We start from the raw sequence: 26676 nt of genomic DNA on the forward strand, positions 1-26676 counted from the left end.
CGCGGCACCGCCCAAGCCTAGGAGATGTCAGGATCGATCCTGACCATCAGCTTGCCGGTATGCCCGCCACCGGGCGCAAACAGGCTGTGGAAGGCGCTCAACGTGTTCTCGATCCCTTCGCGCACATCAACATCATAGACCAGCTGACCGGAGCGAATCCAAGCGGACAGGGCGTTAACAGCCTCGGCGGCGCGCGGAAAATAATCGAGCACCAGGAAGCCCTCGATCGTCGCGCGGCACATGAGAATTTTGGTCAGATCAACACCCAGCGGCCGCTCTTTGGCATTATACTGCGATATCATCCCGCAAAGCATGACCCGCCCGCGCATGGCGATATTCTCGATGACGGCATTGCCGATCTCACCGCCGACATTCTCAAAATACATATCCACGCCGCCCCCGCCATCCGCACGCGGCGGCGCCAGCTCCGCCAGGCGCGCGGCGACGTTCTCGCTCTTGTAATCGATGGTTTCATCGAAGCCAAAGCGGGTTTTGAGATGCCGGCATTTTTGCGCGCCACCGGCAATGCCGATCACGCGGCAACCCATAATTTTGCCAATCTGCCCGACGATCGAGCCCACGGCCCCCGCCGCCGCCGAGACCACCAGGGTTTCACCAGCCTTGGGTTTGCCAACTTCAAGAAGGCCGAAATAAGCGGTAATCCCGGTGGCACCCAGCACGCTCATCCACGCGCTCAGCGGCACGCCCTCCACCGGCGTCACGCGCCCTACCTCGCCTGGGGTGAAGAGATGATATTCCGCCCAGCCGCCAAGCCCCGCCACCAGATCGCCCGGCACAAACCCCTCGGCCGCCGAGGCCTCGACTGTGCCGATGATGCCGCCATACATCGGCCCCCCAAGCGGCACGGGCGGCATATAGCTTGGCTCATCCTTCATCCATAGACGGTTGGCGGGATCGAGCGAAAGATAGGCGGTGCGGACCAGCATCTGCCCAGGCCCAGGCACCGGTTTCGGCTTTTCCTCAAAACGCAGGCACGCATCAACGTCATCGCCAACCGGGCGGCGGATTAAAGTCCATTGCTTATTGGTTGCAGGCATCACAATTCCCCTTGGCCGTCAGATTTGCGCGCTGATCAGCGCATCGACAATTACCGCCCCCTGCCCGTTCGGGCGCACGAGAACCGGGTTGATTTCAACATCGCGCAGGGCAGACCCCGCTTGCATCACCATATCGGAGAGCTTCAACATCACATCGATCAACGCCTCCTCATCAGCAGGCTTGGCGCCGCGGAAGCCGGTGAGCAGCGGGTGCGCCTTCAACTCCAGCAACATCTCGCACGCGATATCGCGATTGATGGGCAACAGGCGCAGCGAAATATCCTGGTACAACTCGGTCAGCACGCCGCCGAGGCCCGCGGTCAGCACCGGGCCGAAAACCGGGTCACGTGTGACGCCAAGCAGCATGCCGACACCTTCGCTAACCTGCTGCTGAACCGTCACACCTTCAATGCGCGCCGCGGGCAGCGCCTTGCGCGCCGATTCCGTAACGATCACGAAAGCTTCGCGTGCGGCCTCAGGCGTTTTCAAATCCAGCCGCACGCCGCCAACCTCGGTCTTATGCAGAATATCGGCGCTCAATATCTTCACCACGACCGGGCAGCCCAGCTCCGCCGCCATCGCCGCCGCTTCATCGGCCGTGGTGGCGATGCGCTCTTCCACCACAGGCAGACCGTAGCGTTTGAGGAATGATTTTGCCTCCGCCTCGTTCAGTGTCCTATAAGGGGCGGTGGAGAGCGGCGCGTGCGGCACGGGGACCCAGGCGGGCTTGTGTGAGCGGGCCGCCCAGTCGAGATAGCCGCCGAGCGCGCGCGCCGTCTGGCCAATTTCAGGCAGCACGGCCACACCTGCGGCCTCCAGCTCGGCCACGCGTTCCGCGCCGGTCGGGTCAATCGCCACCAACAGCTTGCCCGTCCTTCCGGCCGCCTCGATAAGTGCCGGGGCCACCAGATCAAGCAGATAGCCCATGATGTAGAACACGATGCAATCCAGCGCATCGGTCTCGAGCAGCGCGTTCAACGCGGCGGTGAAAAAGCTGAGATCATTGGTCACCTGCCCGGTCAGATCAACCGGGTTGGTCCACATGCCGTAACTCGGCAGCAGCGCCGCGAGCTTCGTCTGCACTTCAGCGGGGAGCGTGGGAATTTCCAGCCCCGCTTCGGCGAAACGGTCAGAGAGAATGGCGCACCCGGCCCCCGAGACGGAGACGATGCAGGTACGCAGCCCGGCGGGCCGCCGGCCTGTGCGCCAAAGGCGGGCGAGGTCGATGATCTGTCCCGGATCGCCACCCACCGCTGCCCCGGCCTGGCGAAGTGCTGCCTTGTAGACAATGGCGTTGCCGGCCATCGCCGCCGTGTGCGAGGCCGCCGCCTCGGCCGCTTTTTCGGAATCGCCTACTTTGAGCAGAAACAACGGCTTGGCCTGTTCGCGCATCCGCGCGGCGGTCGCCAGAAAACGCGGGCCGTCGCGCAGCTGCTCAACATAGCCGAGCACCGCTTTTGTTCCCGGATCATCAGCAAGATACTCAAGATATTCCGAAAACTCGACGCACGCCTCGTTGCCGGTGTTGGCAAAGCAGGAATAGCCAAGCCCGGCGCGCGCGCCCATCACCATGAAAATGGCGGCCATGTTGCCACTTTGCGCGATCACCCCAACCGGCCCGGCCGGCTGCGGCGTCTCAAAACCCTTCAGGAAGGTGGCGAAAAGCTGCGTGCTGAAATTGGCATGGCCAAGACAATTCGGCCCCGAGATGACCATGCCGGTCTCGCGCGCGAATTCAACCACCTCGCGCTGCAACGCCTCGCCCTGCTCGGTATGTTCCTCGGCGAAACCCGAAGCAAACAGCACGGCAGCGGGTATGCCCTTGGCATGGGCAGCGCGCAGGGTCTGCAGGGTCTCGCTCGCGCGCACCGCCAGCACCGCGAGATCCGGCGTGAAGGGCAGCGAGGCGATATCAGGATGGCAGGGAAACCCCTCGATCTCCCGATAGCGCGGATTGACGAGGGCCAGGCGGTCAGGGCCAAACCCCAGGCGCAGCGCGGTATTAACCGGAATCCCGCCGGTGCGCTCATAATTCTGGCTGGCCCCTACGATGACGAGAGTCTTGGCATCGAAGAGCGGACTAAGCTTGTGGGACATCGCGTTCAAATGAAACCTCAGACCAGAAGGGAGAGCGGCGCTTCGACACGCGCCTTGAAATCAGCCAGGAACTGGGCGCCAAGCGCGCCGTCGATCGCGCGGTGGTCGCAGGAGAGCGTGACTGAGAGCACCGTCACAAAGCCAACGCCGCCATCCTTGGTCTCACGCGCCTCGCGCCGGGTCGCGCCCACCGCGAGGATGCCACCCTGCGGCGGGTTGATGATCGCCTCGAACTGCCGCACGCCGAACATGCCGAGATTTGAAACAGTGAAGGTGCCACCTTGCATGTCATCGCTCTGCAGGCCCCGCCCCCGGGCCTTTAGCGCCAGATCGCGCGCCGCGGCGGAGAGGACGGACAGGGAAAGATTGGCGGCATCGCGGATGACCGGCACAAGCAGGCCACCCTCAATGGAAACGGCGACGCCCAGATCCACCCGCGCGAAACGGCGGATGCCCTCGGGCGTGAAATGCACATTCATATCCGGGCAAGCGGTAAGACTCTTTGCCGCCGCGCAGAGCAGGAAATCATTGACCGAGAGTTTCGTTGCGCTGGCTGGCGTATTCACCTCCGCGCGCAATGCCAGCAACCGGTCCATCTCCACATCCATCGTCAGGTAGAAATGCGGGATGGTTTGCTTTGCCGCCTGCAACGTGTTGGCGATGGCGCGGCGCATGCCGCTCAGGGGCAACAGCTCATCGCGCTGGGCCGCAACACCAATCTTGGGGGATACGGGCGCGATCGCGCTAGCGCCGGGCTCGATGTCCTCCCAGGTAATGCGGCCCTGACGGCCGGTGCCGGTGATGCCCGCCAGCGAGATACCCAGTTCGGCGGCACGCTTCAAGGCTCTTGGCGTCGCAAGGGGCGTCACCGCCGCGGCCTGCACATCAGCCTGGCGTATCCGCGCGCCATCCGGCGTGAGGCTGGCCAGGTCAACGCCAAGCTCAACCGCCGCGCGCTTGGCAAGCGGCGTCGCCTTGGGCGCGGCTGGCGGCACCTGCGGCGCAATCACCGGCTCAGACATCGCGGCGCCGGTTTTCTGGGCTATGAAGGCATCAATTCCGGCGGCGCTCGTACCTGCCGGCGCAACCACTGCCAGCAAGGCCCCAACGGGGTAAACCTCGCCCGTCCTGCCAATCAGCCGGGCCACCACGCCATCGTCCTCGCACTCAAGCGTGTTGACGATCTTGGCGGTCTCAATATCCGCAAGCTCGGCGCCCTTGGCAACGGCATCGCCTTCGGCCACATGCCATGCGGCAAGCTGCCCCTCGGTCATTTCCAATCCCCATTTGGGCATGGTCACGGCAAATATTTCCGACATATCTTCCCTCTCCTAGCGGCTGGCCATGGTGGCGAGCGCTGCCTGGATGATTTTTTCCGGTGACGGAATATAAAGACTCTCAAGATCGTTCGCGAAGGGCACCGGCGTGTGTGGCGCCGTAACCTGGCGCACCGGCGCCTTGAGATAGCCAAAGGCGCGCTCGGCCACCATCGCGGCAACATCCGCGGCAAGCGAGCAGCGCGGCGGCGATTCATCGACCACCACCAGCCGGCCCGTGGCGCGCACGCTCTCCAGGATCATATCCTCATCCAGCGGCGAGGTCGTGCGCGGATCTATCACATCGCAATGGATGCCCTGAGCCGCCAACTTGTCCGCCGCCGCGCGCGCGAAGTTCACCATGCGCGCGAAGGCGACGATGGTCACGTCGTCGCCCGAACGCACCAGCGCCGCCTCGCCGAACGGCAACGCATAGGGCTCATCGGGAACTTCACAGGATTCGCCATAGAGCATCTTATGCTCAAGGAAGATCACTGGATCGTCGTCGCGGATCGCGGCGATCATCAGCCCCTTCGCGTCATAGGCGTTGGAGGGGGTCACCACCTTGATTCCGGGAATGGCGGTGAAGAGCGGATAGAGCGTCTGCGAATGCTGCGCGGCCGCGCCCATGCCGGCTCCCATAGTCATGCGGATGACCAGCGGAGCCTTCGCGTTAGGCCCGAACATGTAACGGAATTTTGCCGCCTGATTGAGTATCTGGTCAAAGCAGACGCCGACAAAATCGGCAAACATGATCTCGGCCACGGGACGCAGCCCCGCCAGTGCCGCACCGTTGGCTGCACCAATAATGGCGGCTTCCGAAATGGGCGTATCGATCACCCGCGCCTCGCCAAAACGCGGCAACAGGCCTTTGGTGAGGCCAAACACACCACCCGCCGCCTCGCGCTGGCCAGACGTTCCGCCAGCCCCGCCCGAGACATCCTCACCCAGAACAATCACCCTGGAATCGCGCGCCATTTCCTGATGCAGGGCTTCGTTGATAGCCTCTCGCATTGTCTTGATCGACATCGACGATCTCCTCAGTAACTGGCGTAAACGTTGGTCAGAAGCTCGGCCGGCGTATGCCCGCGCCCAGCTTTCGCAGCCACCACTGAATGGTCGACCAGCGCCCTGATTTCCACCTCGATTCCATCAAGATCACCCGCGGTGAGAAGACCGGCTTCCGTCACGCGCCGGCGGAAGTTCTGCAGGCAGTCATTTTCGGCGCGCAGCCTCTCTACTTCGCCCGGCGCGCGGTAGAGCATCGGGTCACCCTCGAAATGTCCATAATAACGCGTCGTTTGCGCATAAACGGCCGTGGGGCCACCGCCATTGCGCGAAATTTCCAGCGCCTGGCGCACCGCGTCATAAACCGAGAAAAGATCGAATCCATCCGCTTCAAACACGGGAATGCCAAAACCGCGTATGCGCTGCACAGGATCCTTCGCGCCGGTAGAGTAACTGCCCCCCGTGTGCTCCGAATAGCCGTTCATTTCGAACATAAACACTTTTGGCACTTGCAAAACGACCGCGAGATTCATGGCCTCGAACACCGTGCCCTGATTGGCCGCGCCATCTCCGGTGAAAGAGGCGGCCACAGAGCCATCGCCACGCATCTTGCAAGCAATCGCGGCACCTACGGCAATGGGCTGCCCGCCGCCGACAATGCCGTTCGCGCCAAGCATGCCCTTGGTAACATCGGCAATATGCATCGAACCGCCCTTGCCATTGCAAAGCCCGTCGGCACGGCCATAAATTTCCAGCATCATGGCGGGAATGTCGCAGCCCTTGGCAATGCAATGACCATGGCCGCGATGGGTACTGATGATATAGTCCCGCTCTGTCAGCTGTTCACACAACCCCACCGCCACCGCTTCCTGGCCGGCATAAAGATGTAAAAATCCCGGGATTTCACCTTTGGGATTTTCAATATGCAGACGCTCCTCGAACTCCCTGATTTTCACCATGCTGCGAAAAGCCTGGAGCAATTGTTCACGGCTCAGTTGCATGCGCATCTCGCCCCGCTGGCCACACCCAGCTGCTCAATTTTAGTTTTCATTCTATTCGCTCCCTCCCACGCGCCTGTATATTTGTTCTGGCGCAAGCGGCACTGTATCTATGAGGCCGGTTTTAATATACAAAAATGCCGTTGTATATATATAAAAATGGCCAAGGTTTGTATGGTAGCAAAAATTTTGTTCGACGGCACAAAAAAATCAGCCCTGGGGGAGTGGCATGAAGCCGCGGCAAGCACCGATTTGGCCGAGGGGCAAGGGTTGCAGGTGCAAAGAGGGCACGACCGGATTTATTTGTGCCGCTCGCAGGGCTTTGCCCATGCGGTTGAGGACCGCTGCACACATGGCGAGGCCGCTTTTTCTGAATCAGGGCGCGTCAGGAGCGGTTTTCTGCTCTGCCTTGCGCACGGCGCCCGATTCGATTTGGCGAGCGGGCGTTGCCTGGGGGCGATGCGCTGCCCCCAGTTGAGGCGGTGGCGTGTGCTGGAAGAAAATGGCGCGATTTTTTTAGGCGAGGAATACCCGCCAGGCTGAAAAATTCACGCCGCCGGCTTGGACACACGGGAAGGCGCCGGCTTGGAAATACGAACAGGTTCCGGCTCCGGTCTCGCCGCGGGAACAGGCGACGGCTCGGAGCGCAAGAGATATTCAGCCAATACATCGCCATGAATGGTCGCATGCTGGCGCAGCAATTCGTAGGCGAGATCACCGTCCTGGCGCTCAAATGCGCCCATCAGCGTGCAATGGTCGTGATAATCCTGCTCCGCTTTGCCGGGATAGAACAAATGCGTGCGAAAATAGCCAAGCAAACGCAGGCCGTAATTATGGGTTGTATCAAACATATAATTATTGCGCGCGAGACGCATTATGTAGACATGAAAATCAGTGTTCATATCGGCATAAGCGTGGATGTCGCCCTTGCCCAGGAGCGACTCCATCTTTTTATGGATGGCGCGCAGTTCACGCAGATTATCCGGCGTCATGCGGCGCGCCGCGTATTTCCCGCAAATCCCCGACAATTCAGCGGTGAATTCAAACATCTGCACCATCTCGCGCAGGCCGAGGTTGGGCACGAACGCGCCCTGGCGCGGCCGTTTTTCGAGAAGCCCATCCTGCACCATCTGCAAAACCGCCTCACGCACCGGCGTGCGTGAGACTTCAAGCCGCGTGGCCACGCTATCCTCATCAACACGCGAACCAGGCGGCAGCTTTCCGCTGGCCATCTCATTCTCTAGTATCTCGCGGACTCGCTGGGCTTGGGTCTTACGGCTCACGGCTGGTTGTCACTCCTGGGTTGATCGCTCGGTTCACAATCTGGCTACACCGAGCGCCCCCGCTTGTCATCGGTTTATTTTACACTCTCCAAAAAATACACACACACCCGATTTTTTCGGGTTTATATATAACTTCTGATATATTTCATCCGCCTAAGCGAGATATTTATCAAGGGTCCGGGCGAAATGCCGCACGCGGCTTTCCTGATAATTGCCCAACTCCAACTTACGGTTCTTGGAGGCCTTCATGCCTTCCTGCACGAAGGGGAGATTGAACATATCCTGGTCGAAAATGAATCCAAGCGTGCCAAGCTCAGGCGCATCGGCCCAGGCCTCATGCTCACCCAGCAAATGCATGGGCACGGCACGCGGCGGCGTCTCGCCGGCCGGCGCGCGGCTAAGGATTCGCACCTCCATCAGGCAACGCTCATGGCCAGGCCAAGGCCGCCAGCGATAGACGATATTGAGCGACCGTCCACCCCACGGCGAAAAATTAGGGAAAACATTATAGGTGAAAAGATCCACCATCTCCGTATCTGAGACGCCCGAGACATCATACCCAAGATCAGTCCCGTATTGCTGGCGGTTAAATTCCGCCATGGCCTGGCGGGCGGTCTGGCCAGGTTTAACGATCACGCGCTCATAACCCGGCATCTTATCGAGCCCGGTGCGCTCGGCGGCGATATCGGCGATCTCCTGCTCGGTGAGCTTCCCCGCGGGAATATGGGGCGAATTGGTGATGTAGGGCGTCAGCGCGACATTCACATGATCGCCATAGAGATTATATTTCGTGTTGGCATCCCCCAGGTAATCCATGAGCTGCGGATGCGTCTCTATCGTGTGCCAGGCTTCCATGAAGGCTTCCGCCGTCGTCTTCCAGTTGGCATCGACGACTTTGGCGACCCAAATAGACGTCCAGCATTGCTCCAGATGCCAATCCTTGAAATGCTCGGGCAGCGGGGCGAGATATTCCTCGATGCTCGGCCCCTCCTCGGCTTCGCGGATGAAAATAAAGCCCTGCCAGCGCGCCACCGTGGCCTCGGGCAACTGCATTTTTTCATCCGTCAGATGCGGAAAATCCCAGCGGCAGGGAATATCCTTGAGGCTGCCATCAATCTCCCAGGTGAAGGCATGGAAGGGGCATTTGAAATCGACCGCACACCCGTCCTCGGTGCGCAACTTGCGGCCCCGGTGCAGGCATACATTATAAAACGCCCGCACGCTGCCATCTGGCTGGCGCGTCACCAGGTAGGAGCGCCCAGCGTTTTCATACACCACATAATCACCAGGATCAGGCAGCTCCTCCTCGCGCGCCGCGAACTGCCAGACCCGCGGCCACATCTTCTCACACTCGGCGCGGAAAACATCAGGGTTGATGTAGCGGTCAACATCCAGCGGTTCGGAGCCGAGATCGACATAATCGTCGCGTTTCAGGAATTCAGGGGCGCCGCGCGTGTCGCTGGCCATCAAATCATCCCAGGAAGTACCCGGGCAACGGGCCATGGCGGGCGGCGGAGAAGCGGTATCATCAGGCACGGGCGTTCCTTTCGGTATTTTTTATATGGCCTTATATTACATATATAAGGACGTTTTGTATATAATTTTTCAAATTATCCGGCGAGATAGTGGTCCATCGTCTGGGCGAAATGCCGGATGCGGACTTCCTGGTAATTTCCCAACTCTATCTTGCCGGTCTTGCTGGCCTCGCACCCGGCCTGCACCTGCGGCAAATTCCACATATCCTGGTCAAACACGCCCCCAAGCTGCCCCAGCGCCTCAACCGCCGCGAAGCCCTCGCCCGGCCCGAGCAGACGCATGGGCGGGCAACGTGGATGCGCCTCGCCGGCGGGGATTTTGCGCAGAAACCGCACCTCCATGAGCGTGGCGCGATGATCCGGCCAGGGCCGGAAACGATAGACGATGTTGGGCATATGCCCGCCCCAGGGAGAGAAATTAGGAAAGACGTTGTAGACGAATGCATCCAACATTTCCGCGTCGGAGGCCTCCGTATAATCGTAGCCGCATTGCTGCTGGAACATGCGGCGGTTCAGTTCGGCCACCGCCTCGCGCGCGCTCTGCCCATCGGCCAGTTCAATCGGCACCACCGGGTCACCCGGCCGCGCGTTATATTCCGCCAGACGCTCCGCCAGCCAGCGGTCGGAGGCAACGCCCTGATCAAGATGCGGCGAGGGCGTGGCGAAAGGCGTGATGGCGAGGTTCACGTGCTCTCCCAACACATGGTAGGCGCTGTTGGCATCGCCGGTGAACGGCAGAAGCTGCTTGTGCGTCTCAAGCGAATGCCAGGCTTCGATAAAGGCCTCCAACACCGCCTTCCAGTTGGCGGCAATCACCTTGCCCACCCACAGCGTCGTCGCGCAACCCGCATGGTCCCAACGCGCGAACTCGCGTGGCAGCGGGTCGAGATATTCCTCAATGCCTGGCCCCTCCTCGGCCTCGCGCAAAAAGATATACCCACCCCAGCGCGCCACCGTAGCCTGGGGCAGCTGCATTTTTTCAGCCGTCAGATGCCCAAAATCCCAGCGGCAGGGAATATCCTTGAGGCTGCCATCAATCTCCCAGGTGAAGGCATGGAAGGGGCATTTGAAATCGACCGCACACCCGTCCTCGGTGCGCAACTTGCGGCCCCGGTGCAGGCATACATTATAAAACGCCCGCACGCTGCCATCTGGCTGGCGCGTCACCAGGTAGGAGCGGCCTGCGTTTTCATACACCACATAATCACCAGGATCAGGCAGTTCCTCCTCGCGCGCCGCGAACTGCCACACCCGCGGCCACATCTTTTCACACTCGGCCCGGAAAACATCAGGGTTGACGTAGCGGTCAACATCCAGCGGCTCGGAGCCGAGATAGCGATAACGGTCCGCACGCAAAAACGCCGGCACCGGGCGCGTGTCCCTGCCCAGCAAATCCACATAAGACAGGCCCGGACACCGCGCCCCGCCTGGCGGGGATTCGCAATTCTCATCAGTATGAATCAAGATGTTTCTTCCGTTCTTGCGCCGGCGCCGCCCGGCATTTTTATTTGACGATTTACACGCAGTTAAATATAATACTAAAAGTCTTTTGTATACAAAAAATACGCCAGCCACTGGCGCACAAAGGAAGGAACACCGTCCAAGATGAGCCTTATCCAAGCTTATGGGAACGCGGCGGAGGCGATGATCTCCTACGTTGACAACCACACCACCGACCTTGCCGGCAGCGTGATGCCCGTGCCGGTGAAAAACTACACCGATCCCGAGATTTTCGAGCGGGAGCTCGACCTCATCTTCAAGCGCCTGCCACTGCTCGCGGCGCTTACCATTGAGATGCCCAAGCCCGGCGATTTCAAGACGCTCTCGATGGTCGGCAAGCCCGTTCTCCTCACCCGTGGCAAGGATGGCGTGGCGCGCGCGTTCCTGAATGTTTGCACCCATCGCGGCAACAAGCTGGCCATGGAGAAAACCGGCAACTGCAGCCGTTTCTCCTGCGCCTATCATGCGTGGACCTACTCAAACGACGGGCGGCTGCTCGGCATTGCCGAGCGCGCCAAATTCGGCGAGGTCGATACCAGCACCCTCAATCTTACCGCCCTGCCCTGCCAGGAAGTGGCCGGGCTGATCTTCGTGACCCTCACCCCTGGGGTAGAGATGGATATGCCAGCCTTCCTGGGCGGCATGCTCGAAGATCTCGAGGGGCAGAAATTCAAGGACTGGTATTATGTCGGCTCGAAGGAAATCGAGGGCGCCAACTGGAAGATCGCCTACGACGGCTATCTTGAGGGATATCATTTCTCCGCCGCTCACCCCAAGACCATTGCCCCCCGCTCCTACACCAACATCATGCATTTTGATATTTTCGGCCCGCATATGCGCGTCGGCTACCCAACCTTCAGTATCGGCAAGCTGAAGGATTTGCCGCGCGAGGAATGGGGGCAGCATGAAAACGACGGTTATGATTTCGTGCGCACGCTCTTCCCCAATGTCTCGATTTTCGTGGCCCCGGAGCTGACACAAATCGCCCAGCTTCTGCCCGGCCCCACCGCGGCCGAAAATCGCACGGTTCTGCATTATCTCGCCAAAGTCGCGCCCGTGAACGAGGAAGAAGAGGCGCGGCTGCAGAGTTTCAGCCAGTTCATCCGCGATGTGGTGAACGAGGAGGATTACATGCTGGGCTTGAAGGTGCAGGAGGGGCTGGCCTCCGGCGCGCTCGACCATGTCGTGTTCGGGCGCAACGAGCGCGGCAACCAGGTGTTTCATAAATGGGTCGATTATTACCTGCGTAACGACCCCACCGCCCCGCGGCCCAACCCGTAAGCCGCCGCGCCTCCCGCCTCCGGCGCGCGCAGGGCCGGAGGCGGTCGCGCCGGTGCGCGAACGGGGTTGCGTGGAGGCGCGACATCCAGCATATTAAATTATACAAATAACAGGAATTTTTATAATGGGGAAACTCGACGGCAAAGTCGTGCTCATTACCGGCTCAGCGGGCGGCATCGGCGCCGCCACAGCGAAATTGTTCGCCAGCCAGGGCGCGCATCTCGTCCTGGCCGATGTGGCGCCGCTCCCCGCCGCGCCTGATCTGTTGACGCTCCATCTGGACGTCACCGATGAAGCCGGCTGGACCGCGGCGATAGACCAAGCCGTCAAGCGTTTCGGACGGCTGGATGTGCTGATGAACAACGCCGGAATCTTTAAAATGGCGCCGTTGGAGGAAACCAGCGTCGCCATGTTCGAGCAGACCGTGCGCATCAACCAGCTTGGCGTGTTTCTCGGCATGCGCGCGGCCGCGCCGGTGATGAAGGCGCAAGGCGCTGGCAGCATCATCAATGTCTCATCGGTCGGCGGGCTGGTCGGCTCACCCAACAACATCGCCTATTCCGGCACAAAATGGGCGGTGCGCGGCATGACCAAATGCGCCGCCACCGAGTTGGCGCCCTTCAAGGTGCGGGTCAACTCCATCCATCCCGGCGGCGTGGATACGCCAATGCTCACCGCCCAGTTCCAGGGCGCGGCGCTGGCCGGCGTTGCCGCCGGCACCCCGCTCGGCCGCCTCGCCACGGCCGAGGATGTGGCCGCCATGGCGCTGTTCCTCGCCTCGGACGACAGCAGCTATTCAACCGGCTCGGAGTTTGTCTGCGACGGCGGCATGTCGATGGCCTGAACGGCCCAACATAAAATTCAGATGAGGGTGAAATGATGATGCTGACAGGAAAAGTGGCGCTGGTGACCGGCGCTGGCGCGGGAATTGGCCGGGCCATCGCCGAGAGCTACGCGCGCGAGGGCGCCCGGCTGGTGATCTCGGATGTGAATGCGGCGCTGGGTGCCGAGACCGTGGCCACGATTGAGGCGCTGGGCGGACAGGCCGTTTTCGTGAAGGCCGACGTCGCCGAGGCAGCGGGGCATGTGGCGCTGGTTGCCGCGGCGCATCAGCATTTCGGCGCGCTGCACATTGCCTGCAACAACGCCGGCATCGCCGGGGGCGGGCGCGCGCTTACCGAGACCACCGATGAAGACTGGGGCCGCGTGATCGCGGTCAACCTCACCGGCGTGTTCCTCGGCATGCGGGCGCAAATCCCCGCCATCGCGGCCGCCGGGGGCGGGGCCATCGTCAATATCGCCAGCGTCCTCGGCAGCGTCGCCATCCCCAATTCCGCCCCTTATGTCGCCTCCAAGCATGGCTGCGTCGGGCTCACCCGCGCCGCGGCGCTGGAAGCCGCCGGGCAGAAGGTGCGGGTGAATGCCGTCGGGCCGGGTTTCATCGCCACCCCCATGGCCGCCAAGCTCGATCAGGCGAGCATTGACGCTATCGCCGCCAAGCACGCCCTCGGGCGTTGGGGGACCGCGCAAGAGATCGCCGAAGTGGCGCTGTGGCTCGCCTCCGACAAGGCGAGCTTCGTCACCGGCGCCTATTACACCGCCGACGGCGGCTACTCGGCTCAATAGCGTGAACACGCTCTTCGGCCTCTCCGGCAAAACGGTGCTGGTAACCGGCGCCTCCTCGGGGCTTGGCGCGCATTTCGCCACCGTTCTGGCCAAGGCGGGGGCCAACCTCATCCTCGCGGCGCGGCGCCAGGGCGCGCTGGAGGAGACCGCCGAAGCCGCGCGCCGCCTTGGCGCCACGGTCACCGCCGTACCGGTGGATGTCACCTCCTCAGCCTCGGTGGCGGCACTCGCCCCGGCCATCGCGCAGGTGGACGTGCTGATCAACAACGCCGGCATCGTGCGCAGCGCCCCCGCACTGGCCCAGACCGAAGAGGACTGGGACACGGTGATCGACACCAACCTCAAAGGCATGTTCCTCGTCGCGCAGGCAGCGGCACGGGCGATGAAGGCGCATGGGCGCGGCGGGGCCATCGTCAACATCGCCTCCATCCTGGGGCTGCGCCAGGCGGGCGGTGTGGCGCCCTATGCCATCTCGAAGGCGGGCGTGGTGCAGATGACCAAAACCCTCGCCCTGGAGCTGGCGCGCTACAATATCCGCGTGAACGCCCTGGCGCCGGGCTATCTGGACACCGCGCTCAATCGCGAATTCTGGGAAACCGAGACCGGCCAGGCGCTGATCCGGCGCATTCCCGCCCGCCGCCTCGGCCAGCCCGCGGAGCTTGACGGGCCGCTGCTGCTGCTGGCTTCCGAGGCGTCGGCCTATATGAGCGGCGCGGTGCTCGCCGTCGATGGCGGACACCTCGTCAACACGTTGTAAGGAGTTAATCGGATGTCCAACCCAGACCCCGAACTGACCGCAAGGCTGACGCGCGATGTCGAGCGCTTCGTGCGCGAGGTGGTGATCCCCTATGAGACAGACCCGCGCCGCGGCCCGCACGGCCCGCTCGATTCACTGGTGATGGAGCTGCGCGAGAAAGCCCGCGCGGCCGGGGTGCTCACCCCGCATATCCGCCCCGGCGGCGCGCATCTCACCCAGCGTGAAACCGCCGCCATCCTCAAAAAATCCGGCCTCTCGCCGCTCGGCCCGCTGGCCTGCAACACCGCGGCCCCCGATGAAGGCAACATGTTCCTCATGGGCCGCGTGGCCAGCGCCGCGCAAAAAGCGGAGTTTCTGCAGCCCGTCGTTGAGGGGCGGGCGCGCTCAGCCTTCCTGATGACCGAACCCGCTGCCGAGGGCGGCGCCGGCTCCGACCCCTCGATGCTCAAAACCCACGCGGTGCGCGCGGGCGATGAATGGGTCATCAACGGCCGCAAGGCCTTCATCACCGGGTTTGATGGCGCGCATACCGGCATCGTCATGGCCCGCACGCGCGATGGCGAGCGCCCGGCCGCGACCATGTTCCTCGTCAGGCTCCCGCACCCGGCCATCAGCATCGAGCGCATTCTGGACACCATCGACAGCTCCATGCCCGGCGGCCATGCGGTGCTCAACATCGAGAATCTGCGCGTCCCGGCCGCCAATGTTCTGGGCGAGGTGGACGAGGGCTTCAAATACGCCCAGGTCCGCCTCTCGCCCGCGCGGCTTTCGCATTGCATGCGCTGGTGGGGCGCCGCCGCGCGCGCGCAGGAGATCGCCAGCCAATACGCCTGCACGCGCGAGGCGTTCGGTAAGAAGCTCATCGAGCATGAGGGCGTGGGCTTCATGCTGGCGGAGAACCTCATCGCGCTGAAACAGGCGGAGCTGATGATCGATTGGTGCGCCGATGTGCTCGATACCGGCGAATCCGGCACGGTGGAAAGTTCCATGACCAAGGTTGCGGTCTCGGAACTACTCTTTGCCATCGCCGATCGCTGCGTCCAGGTGATGGGCGGCACCGGCGTCACCGGGGATACGATCGTCGAGCAGGTATTCCGTGAAATCCGCGCCTTCCGGATTTATGACGGCCCGACCGAGGTGCATAAATGGTCTCTCGCGCGCAAAATCCGGCGCGACCACGCGAAGCGGCCATGAGCGGGACCGAAAACGAGGGCACCACCGCGGTCCGCCCCGGCTTCGGCTTCGATGAAGCCCGTCTGGCCGGGTGGATGGAAGCGCATGTCGAGGGATTTTCCGGGCCGCTCAGCGTGCGCCAGTTCAAGGGCGGGCAGTCCAACCCCACCTACCAGCTCGTCACCCCCGGGCGGCGCTATGTGCTGCGCCGCAAGCCGCCGGGGCAGTTGCTCAAGGGCGCCCACGCGGTGGAGCGCGAGGCGCGGGTGCTGAGCGCGCTATCTGGCTCCGGCCTGCCGGTGCCCCGCGTCTTTGGCCTCTGCACCGATGAGAGCGTGATCGGCACCTGGTTTTTCATCATGGAGATGGTGGAAGGGCGTATCTTCTGGGACGCGACCTTCCCCGATGTTTCGCGCGCATCCCGCCCCGCCTATTTCGCCGCGATGAACGGCGCCATCGCAGCACTCCACAAGGCCGATTACATGGCGCTCGGGCTGGGCGATTTCGGCCGCACCGGGAATTATTTCTCCCGCCAGATTGAACGCTGGGCCGGGCAGTATGAGGCAGACCATGAGGCCGGGCGCGACGCCAACATGGACCGGCTGATCAGCTGGCTGCGCGCCCATATCCCCGCTGACGACACCACCAGCCTGGTGCATGGCGATTTCCGGTGCGACAACATGATCTTCCACCCCACCGAGCCTCGCGTGCTCGCCGTGCTGGACTGGGAGCTCTCAACCCTCGGCCACCCGCTGGCTGATTTCGCTTATCACGCCATGATGTACCGCATGCCGCCGCATATCGTGGCGGGGCTGAAGGGTGCTGATCTCGCCGCGCTCAACATTCCCTCCGAGGAAGACTACATCGCTGCCTATTGCGCCAATACCGGGCGCGCGGGCATCCCGGATTACAAATTCTACGCGGCGTTCTCGTTCTTTCGCATCGCGGCGATTTTCCACGGGGTGAAGGGGCGCGTGCTGCGCGGCACGGCGGCCTCAGCGCAGGCGCTGGAGCGGGTGCAGGTGTTGCCCGAGCTCATGGCCCTGGCCTGGGCGCAGGCGGCCTGAGCCGCCTGCCCCGCCTGCCTCACGGCGCCAGAAACCCGCCATCGACCGCCAGCAGCGCGCCGCTGACATAGGCGGCCTCATCCCCCGCCAGCCAGAACACCGCCTTGGCGATATCCTCGGGCATGCCCAGCCGGCCCAGCGGCACATCGCCCACGATCGCCGGCGGCCACGCATCCCCCGCCGCCGCGCGCAGCATCGGCGTGTCGATCGGCCCCGGCGCGATCGCGTTCACGCGGATATTGCTGGAACCATTCTCCAGCGCGGCCGCGCGCGTCAGCGCGACCACGGCCGATTTGCTGGCGGCATAAAACGCCGCCCCCGGATAGACGACCCGCACCCCCTGCACCGAGGCGATGTTGACAATCGCCCCCCGGCCCGCCGCGCGCATCGCCAGCAGCGCGTGCTTCATGCCAAACACCACGCCTTTCACATTCACCCCCAGCACGGCATCCAGCGCCTCGGCGCTCTGCTCATGGATCGGCACCCACGGCCCGAGGATGGCGGCATTGTTGACCATGACATCCAGCCGGCCAAAACGCTGTTTCGCGGTTTCCACCAGCGCGGCCACATCAGCCTCCTGCGAGACATTGGCGCGCTGCGCGATGGCGCTCCCGCCCGCCGCCTCAATCGCGGCCACGGTCTGCGCCAGCCCGGCCTCGTTCAAATCCGCTACCAGAACCTTATCCCCGGCTTTTGCAAAAGCCTCGGCAATGGCCCGGCCCATACCGCCGCCTGCCCCCGTCACGATGACACCACGCATGATCGTCTTATCCTTTCCAGTTGATTGTTACGCGATTACAAATCAGGCAAAGCCCCGCCCCGGCGTGAGCAGCCCGAAACCATCAGGCCCGGAGACATAGATGCCCGCCATTGTCGACCATGATGAGCGCCGCCGTGAGGTGACCGAGGCCGCCTTCCGGCTGGTGGCCAAAAGCGGCCTGGCGGCACTCACCGTGCGCGCCGTCGCCGATGAGGTCGGCTGCTCGACCGCCGTGGTCAGCCATTATTTCGAGAACAAGCGCCAACTCCTGATCCAGACCTACGAGCTGAGCGCCGACCGCGCCGCATCGCGGTTTTTCGCCGCGCGTGACAGCCAGGCCGATCTGGCGGGCTGCCTCGCCGTGTTGCTGCCGCTTGATGCGGCGCGCGCGGATGACTGGAACGTCTGGTTCTGCTTCTGGGGCGAGGCGGTGGCCGACCCGGAGCTCGGCATGCGCCAGCGCGCGCGCGTGGCCAACACCATCGGCTTCATCGCCACGCTGCTGCGCCGCGACTGGCCCCGCCTGCGCACCGCCGGTGAACCCCTGGTCGAGCACCTGGCCAGCCGGATTCTCTCGGCATTGCTCGGCGTCGCCGTGCAGGCACTGTTCTCCCCCGCACTCTGGCCGCCCGCGCGCCAGCTCCAGATCATTACAGACGAGTTGGCCAGCCTCGATCATCATGGCGCCTCATTGTAGCCTATCATAAGCTTGGCCGCCTGGCGGGCGCGCCCCATCGCCGGGCCGGGCGCCGCCGCGCGCTCACGCGCCGTGCCATTGCGGGGCGCGCTTCTCCGCAAAGGCAGCCATGCCTTCAACCTTGTCCTGCGTGGCGCAAAGCCCGTTGAACAACCGGCGCTCAAACAGCAGCCCGTGCGCCAGCCCGGTCTCAAACGCGGCATTCACCATTTCCTTGTTGGCCATCGCGGCCAGCGGCGCCATCGCGGCAATCGCCTGCGCCTGCGCCAGCGCCTCCTCCAGCAGCCGCGCCGCCGGCACGACCTGCGCCACCAGCGAGGCCCGCTCCGCCTCCTCGGCCTTCATCATGCGCCCGGTGAGGCACATCTGCATCGCCTTCGCCTTGCCCACCGCCCGCGTCAAACGTTGCGAGCCGCCCATGCCCGGCGCAATCCCGAGCTTGATCTCCGGCTGGCCGAACTGCGCGGTGTCAGCGGCAATAATGTAATCGGCCATCATCGCCAGCTCGCAGCCACCGCCCAGCGCGAACCCGGCCACCGCCGCGATCCAGGGTTTACGCGCGGCGCTCACCCGCTCGAAACCGGCAAAAAAATTCTCGCCATACATGGCCGAAAAACCCTTGGGCTGCATCTCCTTAATATCCGCCCCGGCGGCAAAGGCCTTCTCGGAGCCGGTGAGCACAAGGCAGCGCTGGCTCTCATCGGCATCATAGGCGGCAAAGGCCGCGATCAGGTCGCGCAGCACCTGGCTGTTCAATGCGTTCAACGCGTTGGGGCGGTTCAACCGCAACAGGGTTACCGCGCCATGCGTCTCGGCAAGCAAAGTCTCGTAGGTCACATCACACCCTTTCAAAAACATGCAAATCCCCGCGCCGCGGCTCAGCCACACGCCAGAAAATCAGGCTTGCGCTTGGCCAGAAACGCGGCGATCCCCTCGCGCGCCTCGGCATCATTGCCGCTTTGCGCGATGGCGCGGGCCTCGGCCTCCAGCTGGGCGGGCAGTGTGGCCGCAAAACTCTCAAGCAACAGGGCGCGCGTGCGCCCCCAGGCGCGCACCGCCCCGCCCGCCACGCGCGCGGCCATCGCGTCCGCCTCGGCCTGCAATGTCTCATCGGGGCAAAGCCGGGTGATCATACGCTCGGCAAGCGCCTGCTCAGCACTCAGGCGCAGCCCCAGCAGCAACATCTCCTGCGCGCGGCGCAGCCCCACCAACCTGGGCAACAGCCAGCTCGCACCGCCATCGGGCGAGAGGCCAATGCCGCCATAGGCCGGCGCGAACACGGCACTTTGCCCCGCCAGCACCAGATCGCCCGCCAGCGCCAGGCTGAATCCCGCCCCTGCCGCCGGGCCGTTCACCGCCGTGACCAGCGGTTTCTCCATCCGCGCGAATATCGCCATCGCGGCGTGCAGATCGGCGGTCAGCGTGCGCGTGAGCGCGCCCAAGCTCTCAAGCCGCGACGAGAACGCGCCGATATCCCCGCCCGCGCAAAAAACCCGCCCGCTGGCGCGCAGCACCACACATCGTATGCCAGGGTCTTCAGCGCATGAAATGGCGGCCTCGCGCAGGGCCTTGGCCATGGCGGGGTCTATGGCATTTCCAGCCTCGGGGCGGTTCAGCGTGAGCCTCGCCACCGCGCCCTCACGCGTCAGCAGAACCGGATCCGTCATGGCGCATCCTGTGAGCCGGGGTGGCGAAACATTTCACGTCCCTTTTTTATATTTATAAACAAAACTTGTATAAACTTTGCCGCGCGATGCAAAACCTGTCAAGCAAAAGCCTCACCCCCCAGCAACCAGGCCAGCCCGTTGCCGATCAGACGCCGCAGCCCCTCATTGGCGTAGGCCTCGGCTGAATCGCCGCATTGTATGTAGAGGATCGGGCTGTTGCGCTCCCGCCGCGTCCAGGCGATCAGATTACTCCCCGGCGGATGCCTCCAGCCCTCGCGGCTATGGAACGCGCCGCGCATGGCCGCCGCGGCCGACCAGAAATTCTCCTCGGCAAACACGTGGCCGCTGGCCAGCAATGGGACAATACTGTCATCAAACACCTCGAACAAATAAAGTTCGTCGGTAATCTCAAACCCCTGTTCCACCCCCTCCAGCACGGGGTGGCGCGTGAGCGGGCGCACACGGTGCGTCACCTCATGCCGATAGCCGGAATCAGGGCGTAACCGCCCCCGGACATCACCCGGCTGGTAGAGAAACCGCCCGCCGATAATCTCACCGTAGCGCGGCCAGGCCGGCCAGCCGGCGATGGCATGATGAAGAAAGAGCAGCGGTTTGCCCGCTGCGAGCAGCGCCTCGATATGCGCCTGATAGGCCTCACTCGGCGGCTCAAAGACCGGCGGCTCGGGAACCCTGAAGCCAATTCCGGGCATATCATAAAACAGCACCGCATCGAAACGGGTCACGAAATCCGGCGCCAAGGCTGCCTCAACCGCCGGATGCTCAACCAGCGTGAACTCATGTCCGCCGGGCAGCGCCTCCAGCATCTGCGAAAATGCGTTGCGGTCATAAGGATGGCCTTTGACCGGCACCAAAATCGCCGCCACGCCTAACGCCTCCCGCCGGCATCACCGGGGACAAAGGCGAGCCGCATGTCACCGCCGGTATCTGCCATTAAATTCCCGCGCATCCGTCCACTTCCATTTATGCTTTTATTGTCATTTCGCATATTTCAATTGCCGGGCGCGCCATACAATAATGCAGCTGGAACACTCGAACGATAAAAAACAAAAAGGCGCCGCCGGGCCAGTTTCCAGCGGCGCTCCAGTTTGGCTGGGAGAAACCTACTTTGCCGTCACGGCGTCATCGATGATGATCTCTGTGGCGTTGACCATGCGGCTTTCATCAGAGGCCAGGTAAAGCACCAGATTCGCAATGTCCTCGGGCTGGCCGACCTTAGGCGCCTTGGCGGGGTCGGCCACCGGCACATCCAGCCCGCGGCGCTTCACTTCCTCGGCGGCCGCTGCGGTCATGTCACTGGCGATGATGCCGGGCAATATCGCATTCACACGGATGTTGTAGCCCTGCTCCTGGCAATATACCGCTATATTGCGCGACATCGAGCGCACGGCCCCCTTCGCCGCCGCATAGGAACAAACGATTGGATAGGCTGTCAGCGAGGCAACGGACGACATGTTGATAATCGATCCGCCGCCCGATTTTTTCATCAGAGGAATCGCCGCCTGGCAACCCAGGAACGTCCCCTCGGCCGAGATGGCATAGACCCTTCTGAAATTTTCCAGTGTCGATTCCTCGATGGTCGTGAAATCAACAATACCGGCATTATTGACCAGCACATCCAGCCGGCCAAATTTCGCCTCCGCCAGCGCGATCACCTCTGCCCAGCCCTCCGGCGAAGTGACATCCTGCACAACCCCGATCGCCCCTTCAATTTGCGCGGCGGTTTCCATGACTTTCGGGCTGATGTCGGTGAGAATGACGCGCGCCCCCTCCTTCGCGAGCAAACGCGCGTCGGCCTCGCCCAGACCACGCGCCGCGCCCGTGACAATGGCAACTTTTCCTGATACCCGTCCCATTTTTCTTCCCTTCTGTTTTTTTCTAAAGTTTCAACAATTGCTTCGCGATAATGGTTCTCTGAATTTCGGAGGATCCGCCGAAAATCGTATTGGCCCTGGTGTTCAAATAACGCGACAACGCCGGCTTGTTCGCGTCCTCATCCGGCGTTGAACAAATTTCATGAAAGGCGCGGTGTGTTTCCCAGCGCAGGGCGGATTCACCGGCAAGCTGCAATGCCATTTCCGTCACCTGCTGCTGCAACTGGCTCACGCGCAATTTGAGAATGGAGGATTCCGCGCCTGGCGCTTCCCCCCGCGACAGGCTGGAGAGCATCGTCAATTCCATCATCTCAAGCGTATCGATATCTATTCCAAGCCGTGAGAGCGAATATTCAATATCCGGATCGTCAATATCAATCGCGAGCGCCCGATCGAGCAATTCATTGAGCGAGCGCCGCAACGACGCCGCCGCCATGACACTGCCGCGCTCGAATTCCAGAAGATATTTCGCAATCGCCCATCCCTGGCCCTCGGCGGCCACGAGATTCTCCACGGGCACGCGCGTGTCCTCGAAAAATACCTCGTTCACCTCATGGTCCCCGCCAATGGTGCGGATTGGGCGAACCTGCACGCCCGCCGCCGTCATGGGCACCAGCAGGCATGAGATTCCCGCCTGTGGCTTTGGCCCGTCTGATGTGCGCACAAGCGCGATCATCCAATTGGCCACATGGGCGTGCGTTGTCCATATCTTCGAGCCGTTCAGCACATAGTCGTCACCCTGCCGCACCGCGCGCAGCTTGAGAGATGCCAGATCAGACCCCGCGCCAGGCTCCGAGAAACCCTGGCACCAATAATCCTTGGCTTCAAGAATGCGCGGCAAAAACTGTTTCTTCTGTTCGGCGGTTCCAAATTTGATCAGCACGGGGCCGACCATATGCAGGCCGATCGGCGAAATATAAGGTGTCGCCGCGCGTTCCATTTCGGAGGCGAATATATACCGGCGGGTCGCATCCCAGCCGGTGCCGCCGTGTTCAACCGGCCAGTCCGGCGCCGCCCAGCCCTTGCGCGCCAGAATCTCGTGCCACGGGTGCGACAGCTCATATTCGGAGAAAACCGTCGTCGTCAGCCGCTGCGCGCGTGCCATCGCAGGCGGCAGCTTCGCGTCCAGGAAGGCCCGCACCTCCTCGCGAAACGCGGCCGCGTCCTCATCGAGCGTCAGATTCATTTTGTTCATAATGCATACTCCGGGCGCATCTCGGGAACAGAGAGCAACCCTTCACGCAAAACACCAGTCCGCCCCACCCAGGCGTAGCGGCGAAGATGAAAATTTATATCGCCCAGCACAAGCTCGAACACGGTCAGCCGCTTGAAATAGGCCCCGACCGGTAATTCTTCGGTCACCCCCATGCCGCCGTGAAGCTGCACGGCCTGCTGGCCGATGAAACGGGCACATTCAGCGATCTTGACCCGCGCGGCTGAAACCGCGCGCACGCGCTCATGGCTCGGCGCCTCGGCCTTGAGCGCGCCCAGCAGCAAAATCGCTTCGGCCTCCGCCTGTTTCACCGCCATATCCGCCATGCGATGTGTCAGCGCCTGGAAACTGCCGATGGGCTTGCCGAACTGCACGCGCGTCTTGGCGTATTCAACGGTTGCCGCCAGCAGAACTTTCATCGCCCCCACCGCATCGGCGCAAAGGGCAATGGCCGTGCGGTCGAGCGCCGCCTCCACATGGGGCAGAATATCGCGCCTTGCGCCCAACAGCGCCGAAGGCGGCATGGTGACATTGCGAAACTCCATATCCGCGAAATCCGCCCCATCCGCCCCCTGCCAGGCCCTTCGCGTCACGCCGGGCGCATCGGGATCGATCATGAAAAGGCCAAACCCGCCCATCCCGTCGAGCCGTGCGAGTACCAGCAGCGTATCAGCCAACCCCCCGCCGCGCACGGCCGTCTTGGCGCCATTGAGAACCCAGGTTCCCTGGCTGTGGGCCGCGCGCGTCGCAATTCCCTCCAGCGCCGCGCGGCGCGGCGTCTCGCCAACGGCCAACGCCAGCAAATGCGTGCCGGCCAGCACCGCATCGAGGATCGCATGCTGTTCATCATCGCCCAGTTTGGCGATCAGCTGCGCGCTGATGATGACCGGAAGATATGGCTCGACGACCAGAGCCGCGCCAAACTGTTCCGATATCAACACTACATCTTCCATCTTGCCGCCAAAACCGCCCACCGATTCGGGGAGCGCCAGGGCCAGCCACCCCATATCCGCGAATCCCGCCCAGGCGGCCGGCGAAAAGCCAGGCCGCGCCGCGGGCGCCTCACGAAATTTCGGGTATTGCTCGGCAAGAAACCGCCGTGCGCTTTCCTTCAGCAGGAGTTGCTCTTCGGCCGGAAGAAGGTCCATAGTCTATCGCCTTAAAGCTTGGCAGCCCAACGCAGGCCACGACGGAGAATTTCGTAATAGGTCGGGGTGTTCCAGGCACCGCGCTCGATATAGGGATAAACCGGCGTCAGCTCCGGCACATCGAACTTGCCACGGCAATGGCCGAGCGTGCAGTAGACGATCTCGCCCCCCGAATGAACGCGATGATAAAGCACCGGATGCTCGCCCTCCGGCCACTCGTTGCGCACGAACGGATCGGCATTGCCGCCAAAACGCGTGGTCATCAACACATGGTTGCCGGGGTGGCAATCAGCGAGATAAAGCTCATCCTCGACCCAGAAATCAGCGATGCCGCGGCTCAGCTCGTGGCCATCATCGCAAACGCGAACCTGGAATTTACAAATCGGCGGATGCGCCTTGAACTGGCTGCCCAGCACTTCCATGAAGTCCGGGTGGGTGTCCGGCGCGTCGAACCGGCCATCACCACGCTGGACCAGAACGGAATTGGTGCCATGCAGTGCTAGCCAGCGGCGGCCCTTGCCCAGAAAGGTTTTAAGCGCCGCGACGCCGCGCGGGCTTGGCTGCACATCGCATGTATAACTCACCAGCACATCCGCGTTCTCGATCGCCTCGTGATTTTCATAATCATCGGCCACCTGCACGCGCAAACGTTCATGCTCGGCCAGCAGCTTCAACAGCTCGAGCCGGGCGAAATCAAAATCATGATATTTACCGCCAGCGATAAGCAACAGCTTGATGGGCGTTTCCATGACACCTCCTCCCAGGATTTTTTAACTTTATGATATGCCGCAGAATGATATATAATGAATGATTTTTTGTATATATTAAAATCACAATTTTATATAGTAATCCCTGACCAAAATAACAGAGTAGAGAGGACCCCCATGAAAACCCGCCGCATCGTGCTTGCCTCGCGCCCATCAGGCGTTCCGGTTGCCCGCAATTTCAAAATGGCCGAGCAGGAAATCCCCCCGCTCAAGGAAGGCGAGGTGCTGACCGAAAACCTCGTGTTCGCCATCGACCCCGCCGTGCGCGGCATGCTCGATGAAAAAGAGGACAGCTATCTGCCATCCGTGCCGCTGGATGGGCTGATCCCGACCATGGTGCTCGGCCGGGTTATCGAGTCCCGCAATCCCGGCTTCAAGGTTGGCGACTATGCCCGCGGCTTCATCGGCTGGGAGGAACACAGCATCATCCCCGCCGATAATTTCGCCACCGAGAATGTCCATGTCGACCCCTCGGTGCCGCTGACCGCCTATATGGGCGCGCTCGGCTGGTCGGGCATCACCGCCTATGTCGGGCTCAAGCGTATCGGCGAGATGAAGCCCGGCGATGTCGTTGTCGTCAGCGCCGCGGCTGGTGCGGTGGGCAGCGTCGCCGGCCAGATCGCGCGGCTGAGCGGCTGCCGCGCCGTGGGCATCACCAGCACCGATAAAGTGGCTGATGTCACCGGCCTGCTCGGCATGCACGCCGCCGTTGACTATAAAACCGCCCCCGATCTCGCCGCCGCCATCCGCGAGGCCTGCGGCGGCAAAGGTGCCGATGTCTTCTTCGACAATGTCGGCGGCAAAATCCTCGATACCATGCTGCCGCTGATGGCGGCGTTCGGGCGCATCGTGGTGTGCGGCATGGTTGCTGATTACAACCAGGGCAAGGATGTCTACGCCTTCCGCAATTTGTGGCAGGTGCTGGTCCACCGTGTCACCATGCGCGGCTTCCTGGCCTATGAGCATCTGGACATGCTGGCCGAAGCAGAATCGACGATGGCCGGCTGGATCAAATCGGGCCAGCTCAAGGCCACCGAGAATGTCGCCACCGGGCTTGAGCGCGCGCCGGAGGCCTTCATCCGCCTGATGGCGGGCCAGACCAAGGGCAAAACCATCGTGCGGTTACGAGAGGACATCTCGACCCTGGCCGATCTCAAACTTTCCTAGTGTCCCTATTCTAAAATTCGTAACATCAAAATATCTTCCCTCGCGGGACACGAGTGCTTTGTTTTCAGTGGCCTGCTTATCCCTTCCGTCCGCTGCGAGATGCAGCGGACTTCAGGGGCAGGACACTAGTGCCGGATGACAAAAAAGGGCCTGGAAACCCCCGGCCCCGCCGCCGTCAACCCAGCGGGGTGACGGGCAGATGCTCAGGCCTCGGCGCCTCATCGGGCACCGCGACCTCGATCCAGCCTTCCGCGTCCTCGCGCAGATCGAAGCGCATCAGCGGCTTGTAGTCCACCGCCCCCATGCAGCTGCCATCCTCAAGCTTGAAACGCGCCCCATGCAACGGGCACATGATCGCGCCACGCCGCACCCGCCCATCGGGCGCAAGACTCGCGGCCTGATGCGTACAGCGGTTGATGAGGGCATGGAGCCTGCCCTCATCGCGCACCACCAGCACCGGCCAGCGGTTGACGATAAAAGCCTGCAAGGACCGCTCGGCGATGTCGGCGGCCTTGATGACCCGGTGAAAGCTATGAGACATTCTGATGTTACACTCCGGCGTGACAGATTCAGGACAGATCACGTCTCTAAATCAGTATGCGATTGGATTGAACCCAAAGGTCCAGGCCAATCGCATAAAAACTGCTCGCCCTCAGAAAAGGGGGC

The 26676-nt window shown here is 62.4% G+C and carries 26 protein-coding genes; 9 read left to right on the plus strand and 17 right to left on the minus strand.

The window, feature by feature from the left end:
- Nucleotides 1-17: 17 nt before the first annotated feature.
- The 5 genes from QQJ84_RS16525 to QQJ84_RS16545 are packed head-to-tail and all read right to left on the minus strand — an operon-like array spanning nucleotide 18 to nucleotide 6480.
- Nucleotides 18-1058, minus strand: a complete 1041-nt coding sequence (locus QQJ84_RS16525; protein ID WP_284259410.1) for an NADP-dependent oxidoreductase — start codon at nucleotides 1056-1058, stop codon at nucleotides 18-20.
- An 18-nt stretch (nucleotides 1059-1076) separates the two neighbouring features.
- Entirely contained in the window at nucleotides 1077-3155 is a 2079-nt protein-coding gene (locus QQJ84_RS16530; RefSeq protein WP_284259471.1) for an acetate--CoA ligase family protein, read from the minus strand.
- Nucleotides 3156-3172: 17 nt separating this feature from the next.
- Nucleotides 3173-4474, minus strand: coding sequence for a dihydrolipoamide acetyltransferase family protein (locus QQJ84_RS16535; protein WP_284259411.1), 1302 nt, complete (start codon nucleotides 4472-4474; stop codon nucleotides 3173-3175).
- 12 nt (nucleotides 4475-4486) lie between these two features.
- Nucleotides 4487-5500 carry an alpha-ketoacid dehydrogenase subunit beta gene (locus QQJ84_RS16540; protein WP_284259412.1) on the minus strand — a complete coding sequence of 338 codons (1014 nt, stop codon included), beginning with the start codon at nucleotides 5498-5500 and terminating at the stop codon, nucleotides 4487-4489.
- An 11-nt stretch (nucleotides 5501-5511) separates the two neighbouring features.
- Entirely contained in the window at nucleotides 5512-6480 is a 969-nt protein-coding gene (locus tag QQJ84_RS16545) for a thiamine pyrophosphate-dependent dehydrogenase E1 component subunit alpha (protein ID WP_284259413.1), read from the minus strand.
- A gap of 171 nt (nucleotides 6481-6651) precedes the next feature.
- Between QQJ84_RS16545 and QQJ84_RS16550 the strand changes: the two genes are divergently transcribed.
- Entirely contained in the window at nucleotides 6652-7020 is a 369-nt protein-coding gene (locus QQJ84_RS16550) for a Rieske (2Fe-2S) protein (RefSeq protein WP_284259414.1), read from the plus strand.
- A gap of 5 nt (nucleotides 7021-7025) precedes the next feature.
- Here QQJ84_RS16550 and QQJ84_RS16555 read toward each other — a convergent pair whose 3' ends face one another.
- The 3 genes from QQJ84_RS16555 to QQJ84_RS16565 form a co-directional block, all read right to left on the minus strand.
- Nucleotides 7026-7760 carry a GntR family transcriptional regulator gene (locus tag QQJ84_RS16555; RefSeq protein WP_284259415.1) on the minus strand — a complete coding sequence of 245 codons (735 nt, stop codon included), beginning with the start codon at nucleotides 7758-7760 and terminating at the stop codon, nucleotides 7026-7028.
- A 153-nt stretch (nucleotides 7761-7913) separates the two neighbouring features.
- Nucleotides 7914-9296, minus strand: a complete 1383-nt coding sequence (locus tag QQJ84_RS16560) for an aromatic ring-hydroxylating oxygenase subunit alpha (protein ID WP_284259416.1) — start codon at nucleotides 9294-9296, stop codon at nucleotides 7914-7916.
- A gap of 74 nt (nucleotides 9297-9370) precedes the next feature.
- Nucleotides 9371-10759, minus strand: coding sequence for an aromatic ring-hydroxylating oxygenase subunit alpha (locus tag QQJ84_RS16565; RefSeq protein ID WP_284259417.1), 1389 nt, complete (start codon nucleotides 10757-10759; stop codon nucleotides 9371-9373).
- Nucleotides 10760-10900: 141 nt separating this feature from the next.
- Between QQJ84_RS16565 and QQJ84_RS16570 the strand changes: the two genes are divergently transcribed.
- From QQJ84_RS16570 to QQJ84_RS16595, 6 genes are all read left to right on the plus strand, one after another.
- Entirely contained in the window at nucleotides 10901-12076 is a 1176-nt protein-coding gene (locus QQJ84_RS16570; RefSeq protein WP_284259418.1) for an aromatic ring-hydroxylating oxygenase subunit alpha, read from the plus strand.
- A gap of 124 nt (nucleotides 12077-12200) precedes the next feature.
- Nucleotides 12201-12920, plus strand: coding sequence for an SDR family NAD(P)-dependent oxidoreductase (locus QQJ84_RS16575; protein ID WP_284259419.1), 720 nt, complete (start codon nucleotides 12201-12203; stop codon nucleotides 12918-12920).
- A gap of 32 nt (nucleotides 12921-12952) precedes the next feature.
- Nucleotides 12953-13702, plus strand: coding sequence for an SDR family NAD(P)-dependent oxidoreductase (locus tag QQJ84_RS16580; protein ID WP_284259420.1), 750 nt, complete (start codon nucleotides 12953-12955; stop codon nucleotides 13700-13702).
- Nucleotide 13703: 1 nt separating this feature from the next.
- Nucleotides 13704-14459 carry an SDR family NAD(P)-dependent oxidoreductase gene (locus tag QQJ84_RS16585; protein ID WP_284259421.1) on the plus strand — a complete coding sequence of 252 codons (756 nt, stop codon included), beginning with the start codon at nucleotides 13704-13706 and terminating at the stop codon, nucleotides 14457-14459.
- 12 nt (nucleotides 14460-14471) lie between these two features.
- The gene (locus tag QQJ84_RS16590) at nucleotides 14472-15653 is read left to right on the plus strand and encodes an acyl-CoA dehydrogenase family protein (RefSeq protein ID WP_284259422.1); all 1182 of its coding nucleotides are present in this window, start codon (nucleotides 14472-14474) and stop codon (nucleotides 15651-15653) included.
- Entirely contained in the window at nucleotides 15650-16699 is a 1050-nt protein-coding gene (locus QQJ84_RS16595) for a phosphotransferase (RefSeq protein ID WP_284259423.1), read from the plus strand. The genes QQJ84_RS16590 and QQJ84_RS16595 overlap by 4 nt, the downstream gene beginning before the upstream one ends.
- A gap of 19 nt (nucleotides 16700-16718) precedes the next feature.
- Here the strand turns inward: QQJ84_RS16595 and QQJ84_RS16600 are convergent, their stop codons facing one another.
- Nucleotides 16719-17459 (minus strand): SDR family NAD(P)-dependent oxidoreductase, encoded by a 741-nt coding sequence (locus QQJ84_RS16600; protein WP_284259424.1) that lies wholly within the window; start codon nucleotides 17457-17459, stop codon nucleotides 16719-16721.
- 100 nt (nucleotides 17460-17559) lie between these two features.
- Between QQJ84_RS16600 and QQJ84_RS16605 the strand changes: the two genes are divergently transcribed.
- Nucleotides 17560-18156: a TetR/AcrR family transcriptional regulator gene (locus QQJ84_RS16605; protein WP_284259425.1), complete on the plus strand. Its 597-nt coding sequence runs from the start codon at nucleotides 17560-17562 to the stop codon at nucleotides 18154-18156.
- A gap of 63 nt (nucleotides 18157-18219) precedes the next feature.
- Here the strand turns inward: QQJ84_RS16605 and QQJ84_RS16610 are convergent, their stop codons facing one another.
- The 7 genes from QQJ84_RS16610 to QQJ84_RS16640 all read right to left on the minus strand — a co-directional run bounded on the left by QQJ84_RS16610 (nucleotide 18220) and on the right by QQJ84_RS16640 (nucleotide 24825).
- Nucleotides 18220-18993 (minus strand): enoyl-CoA hydratase-related protein, encoded by a 774-nt coding sequence (locus QQJ84_RS16610; RefSeq protein ID WP_284259426.1) that lies wholly within the window; start codon nucleotides 18991-18993, stop codon nucleotides 18220-18222.
- A gap of 41 nt (nucleotides 18994-19034) precedes the next feature.
- On the minus strand, nucleotides 19035-19823 hold the full coding sequence (locus QQJ84_RS16615; RefSeq protein ID WP_284259427.1) for an enoyl-CoA hydratase/isomerase family protein: 789 nt from the start codon (nucleotides 19821-19823) through the stop codon (nucleotides 19035-19037).
- A gap of 98 nt (nucleotides 19824-19921) precedes the next feature.
- Nucleotides 19922-20707: a ThuA domain-containing protein gene (locus QQJ84_RS16620; protein WP_284259428.1), complete on the minus strand. Its 786-nt coding sequence runs from the start codon at nucleotides 20705-20707 to the stop codon at nucleotides 19922-19924.
- 237 nt (nucleotides 20708-20944) lie between these two features.
- Complete coding sequence (locus QQJ84_RS16625) at nucleotides 20945-21697, minus strand: SDR family oxidoreductase (RefSeq protein ID WP_284259429.1); 753 nt, start codon at nucleotides 21695-21697, stop codon at nucleotides 20945-20947.
- A 22-nt stretch (nucleotides 21698-21719) separates the two neighbouring features.
- The gene (locus tag QQJ84_RS16630; RefSeq protein ID WP_284259430.1) at nucleotides 21720-22910 is read right to left on the minus strand and encodes an acyl-CoA dehydrogenase family protein; all 1191 of its coding nucleotides are present in this window, start codon (nucleotides 22908-22910) and stop codon (nucleotides 21720-21722) included.
- On the minus strand, nucleotides 22907-24076 hold the full coding sequence (locus QQJ84_RS16635; protein ID WP_284259431.1) for an acyl-CoA dehydrogenase family protein: 1170 nt from the start codon (nucleotides 24074-24076) through the stop codon (nucleotides 22907-22909). Before QQJ84_RS16635 ends, QQJ84_RS16630 begins: the two co-directional genes overlap by 4 nt.
- Nucleotides 24077-24087: 11 nt before the next feature.
- On the minus strand, nucleotides 24088-24825 hold the full coding sequence (locus QQJ84_RS16640) for a ThuA domain-containing protein (protein ID WP_284259432.1): 738 nt from the start codon (nucleotides 24823-24825) through the stop codon (nucleotides 24088-24090).
- A 135-nt stretch (nucleotides 24826-24960) separates the two neighbouring features.
- Between QQJ84_RS16640 and QQJ84_RS16645 the strand changes: the two genes are divergently transcribed.
- A complete protein-coding gene (locus tag QQJ84_RS16645) occupies nucleotides 24961-26010 on the plus strand; it encodes an NADP-dependent oxidoreductase (protein WP_284259433.1) in 1050 nt (349 codons plus the stop codon).
- Between the two features lie 175 nt (nucleotides 26011-26185).
- Here QQJ84_RS16645 and QQJ84_RS16650 read toward each other — a convergent pair whose 3' ends face one another.
- Nucleotides 26186-26551 (minus strand): Rieske (2Fe-2S) protein, encoded by a 366-nt coding sequence (locus tag QQJ84_RS16650; protein ID WP_284259434.1) that lies wholly within the window; start codon nucleotides 26549-26551, stop codon nucleotides 26186-26188.
- Between the last annotated feature and the right edge of the window lie 125 nt (nucleotides 26552-26676).

The sequence above is a fragment of the Acidocella aquatica genome (assembly GCF_030160635.1).
Classification (GTDB): Bacteria; Pseudomonadota; Alphaproteobacteria; order Acetobacterales; family Acetobacteraceae; genus Acidocella; species Acidocella aquatica.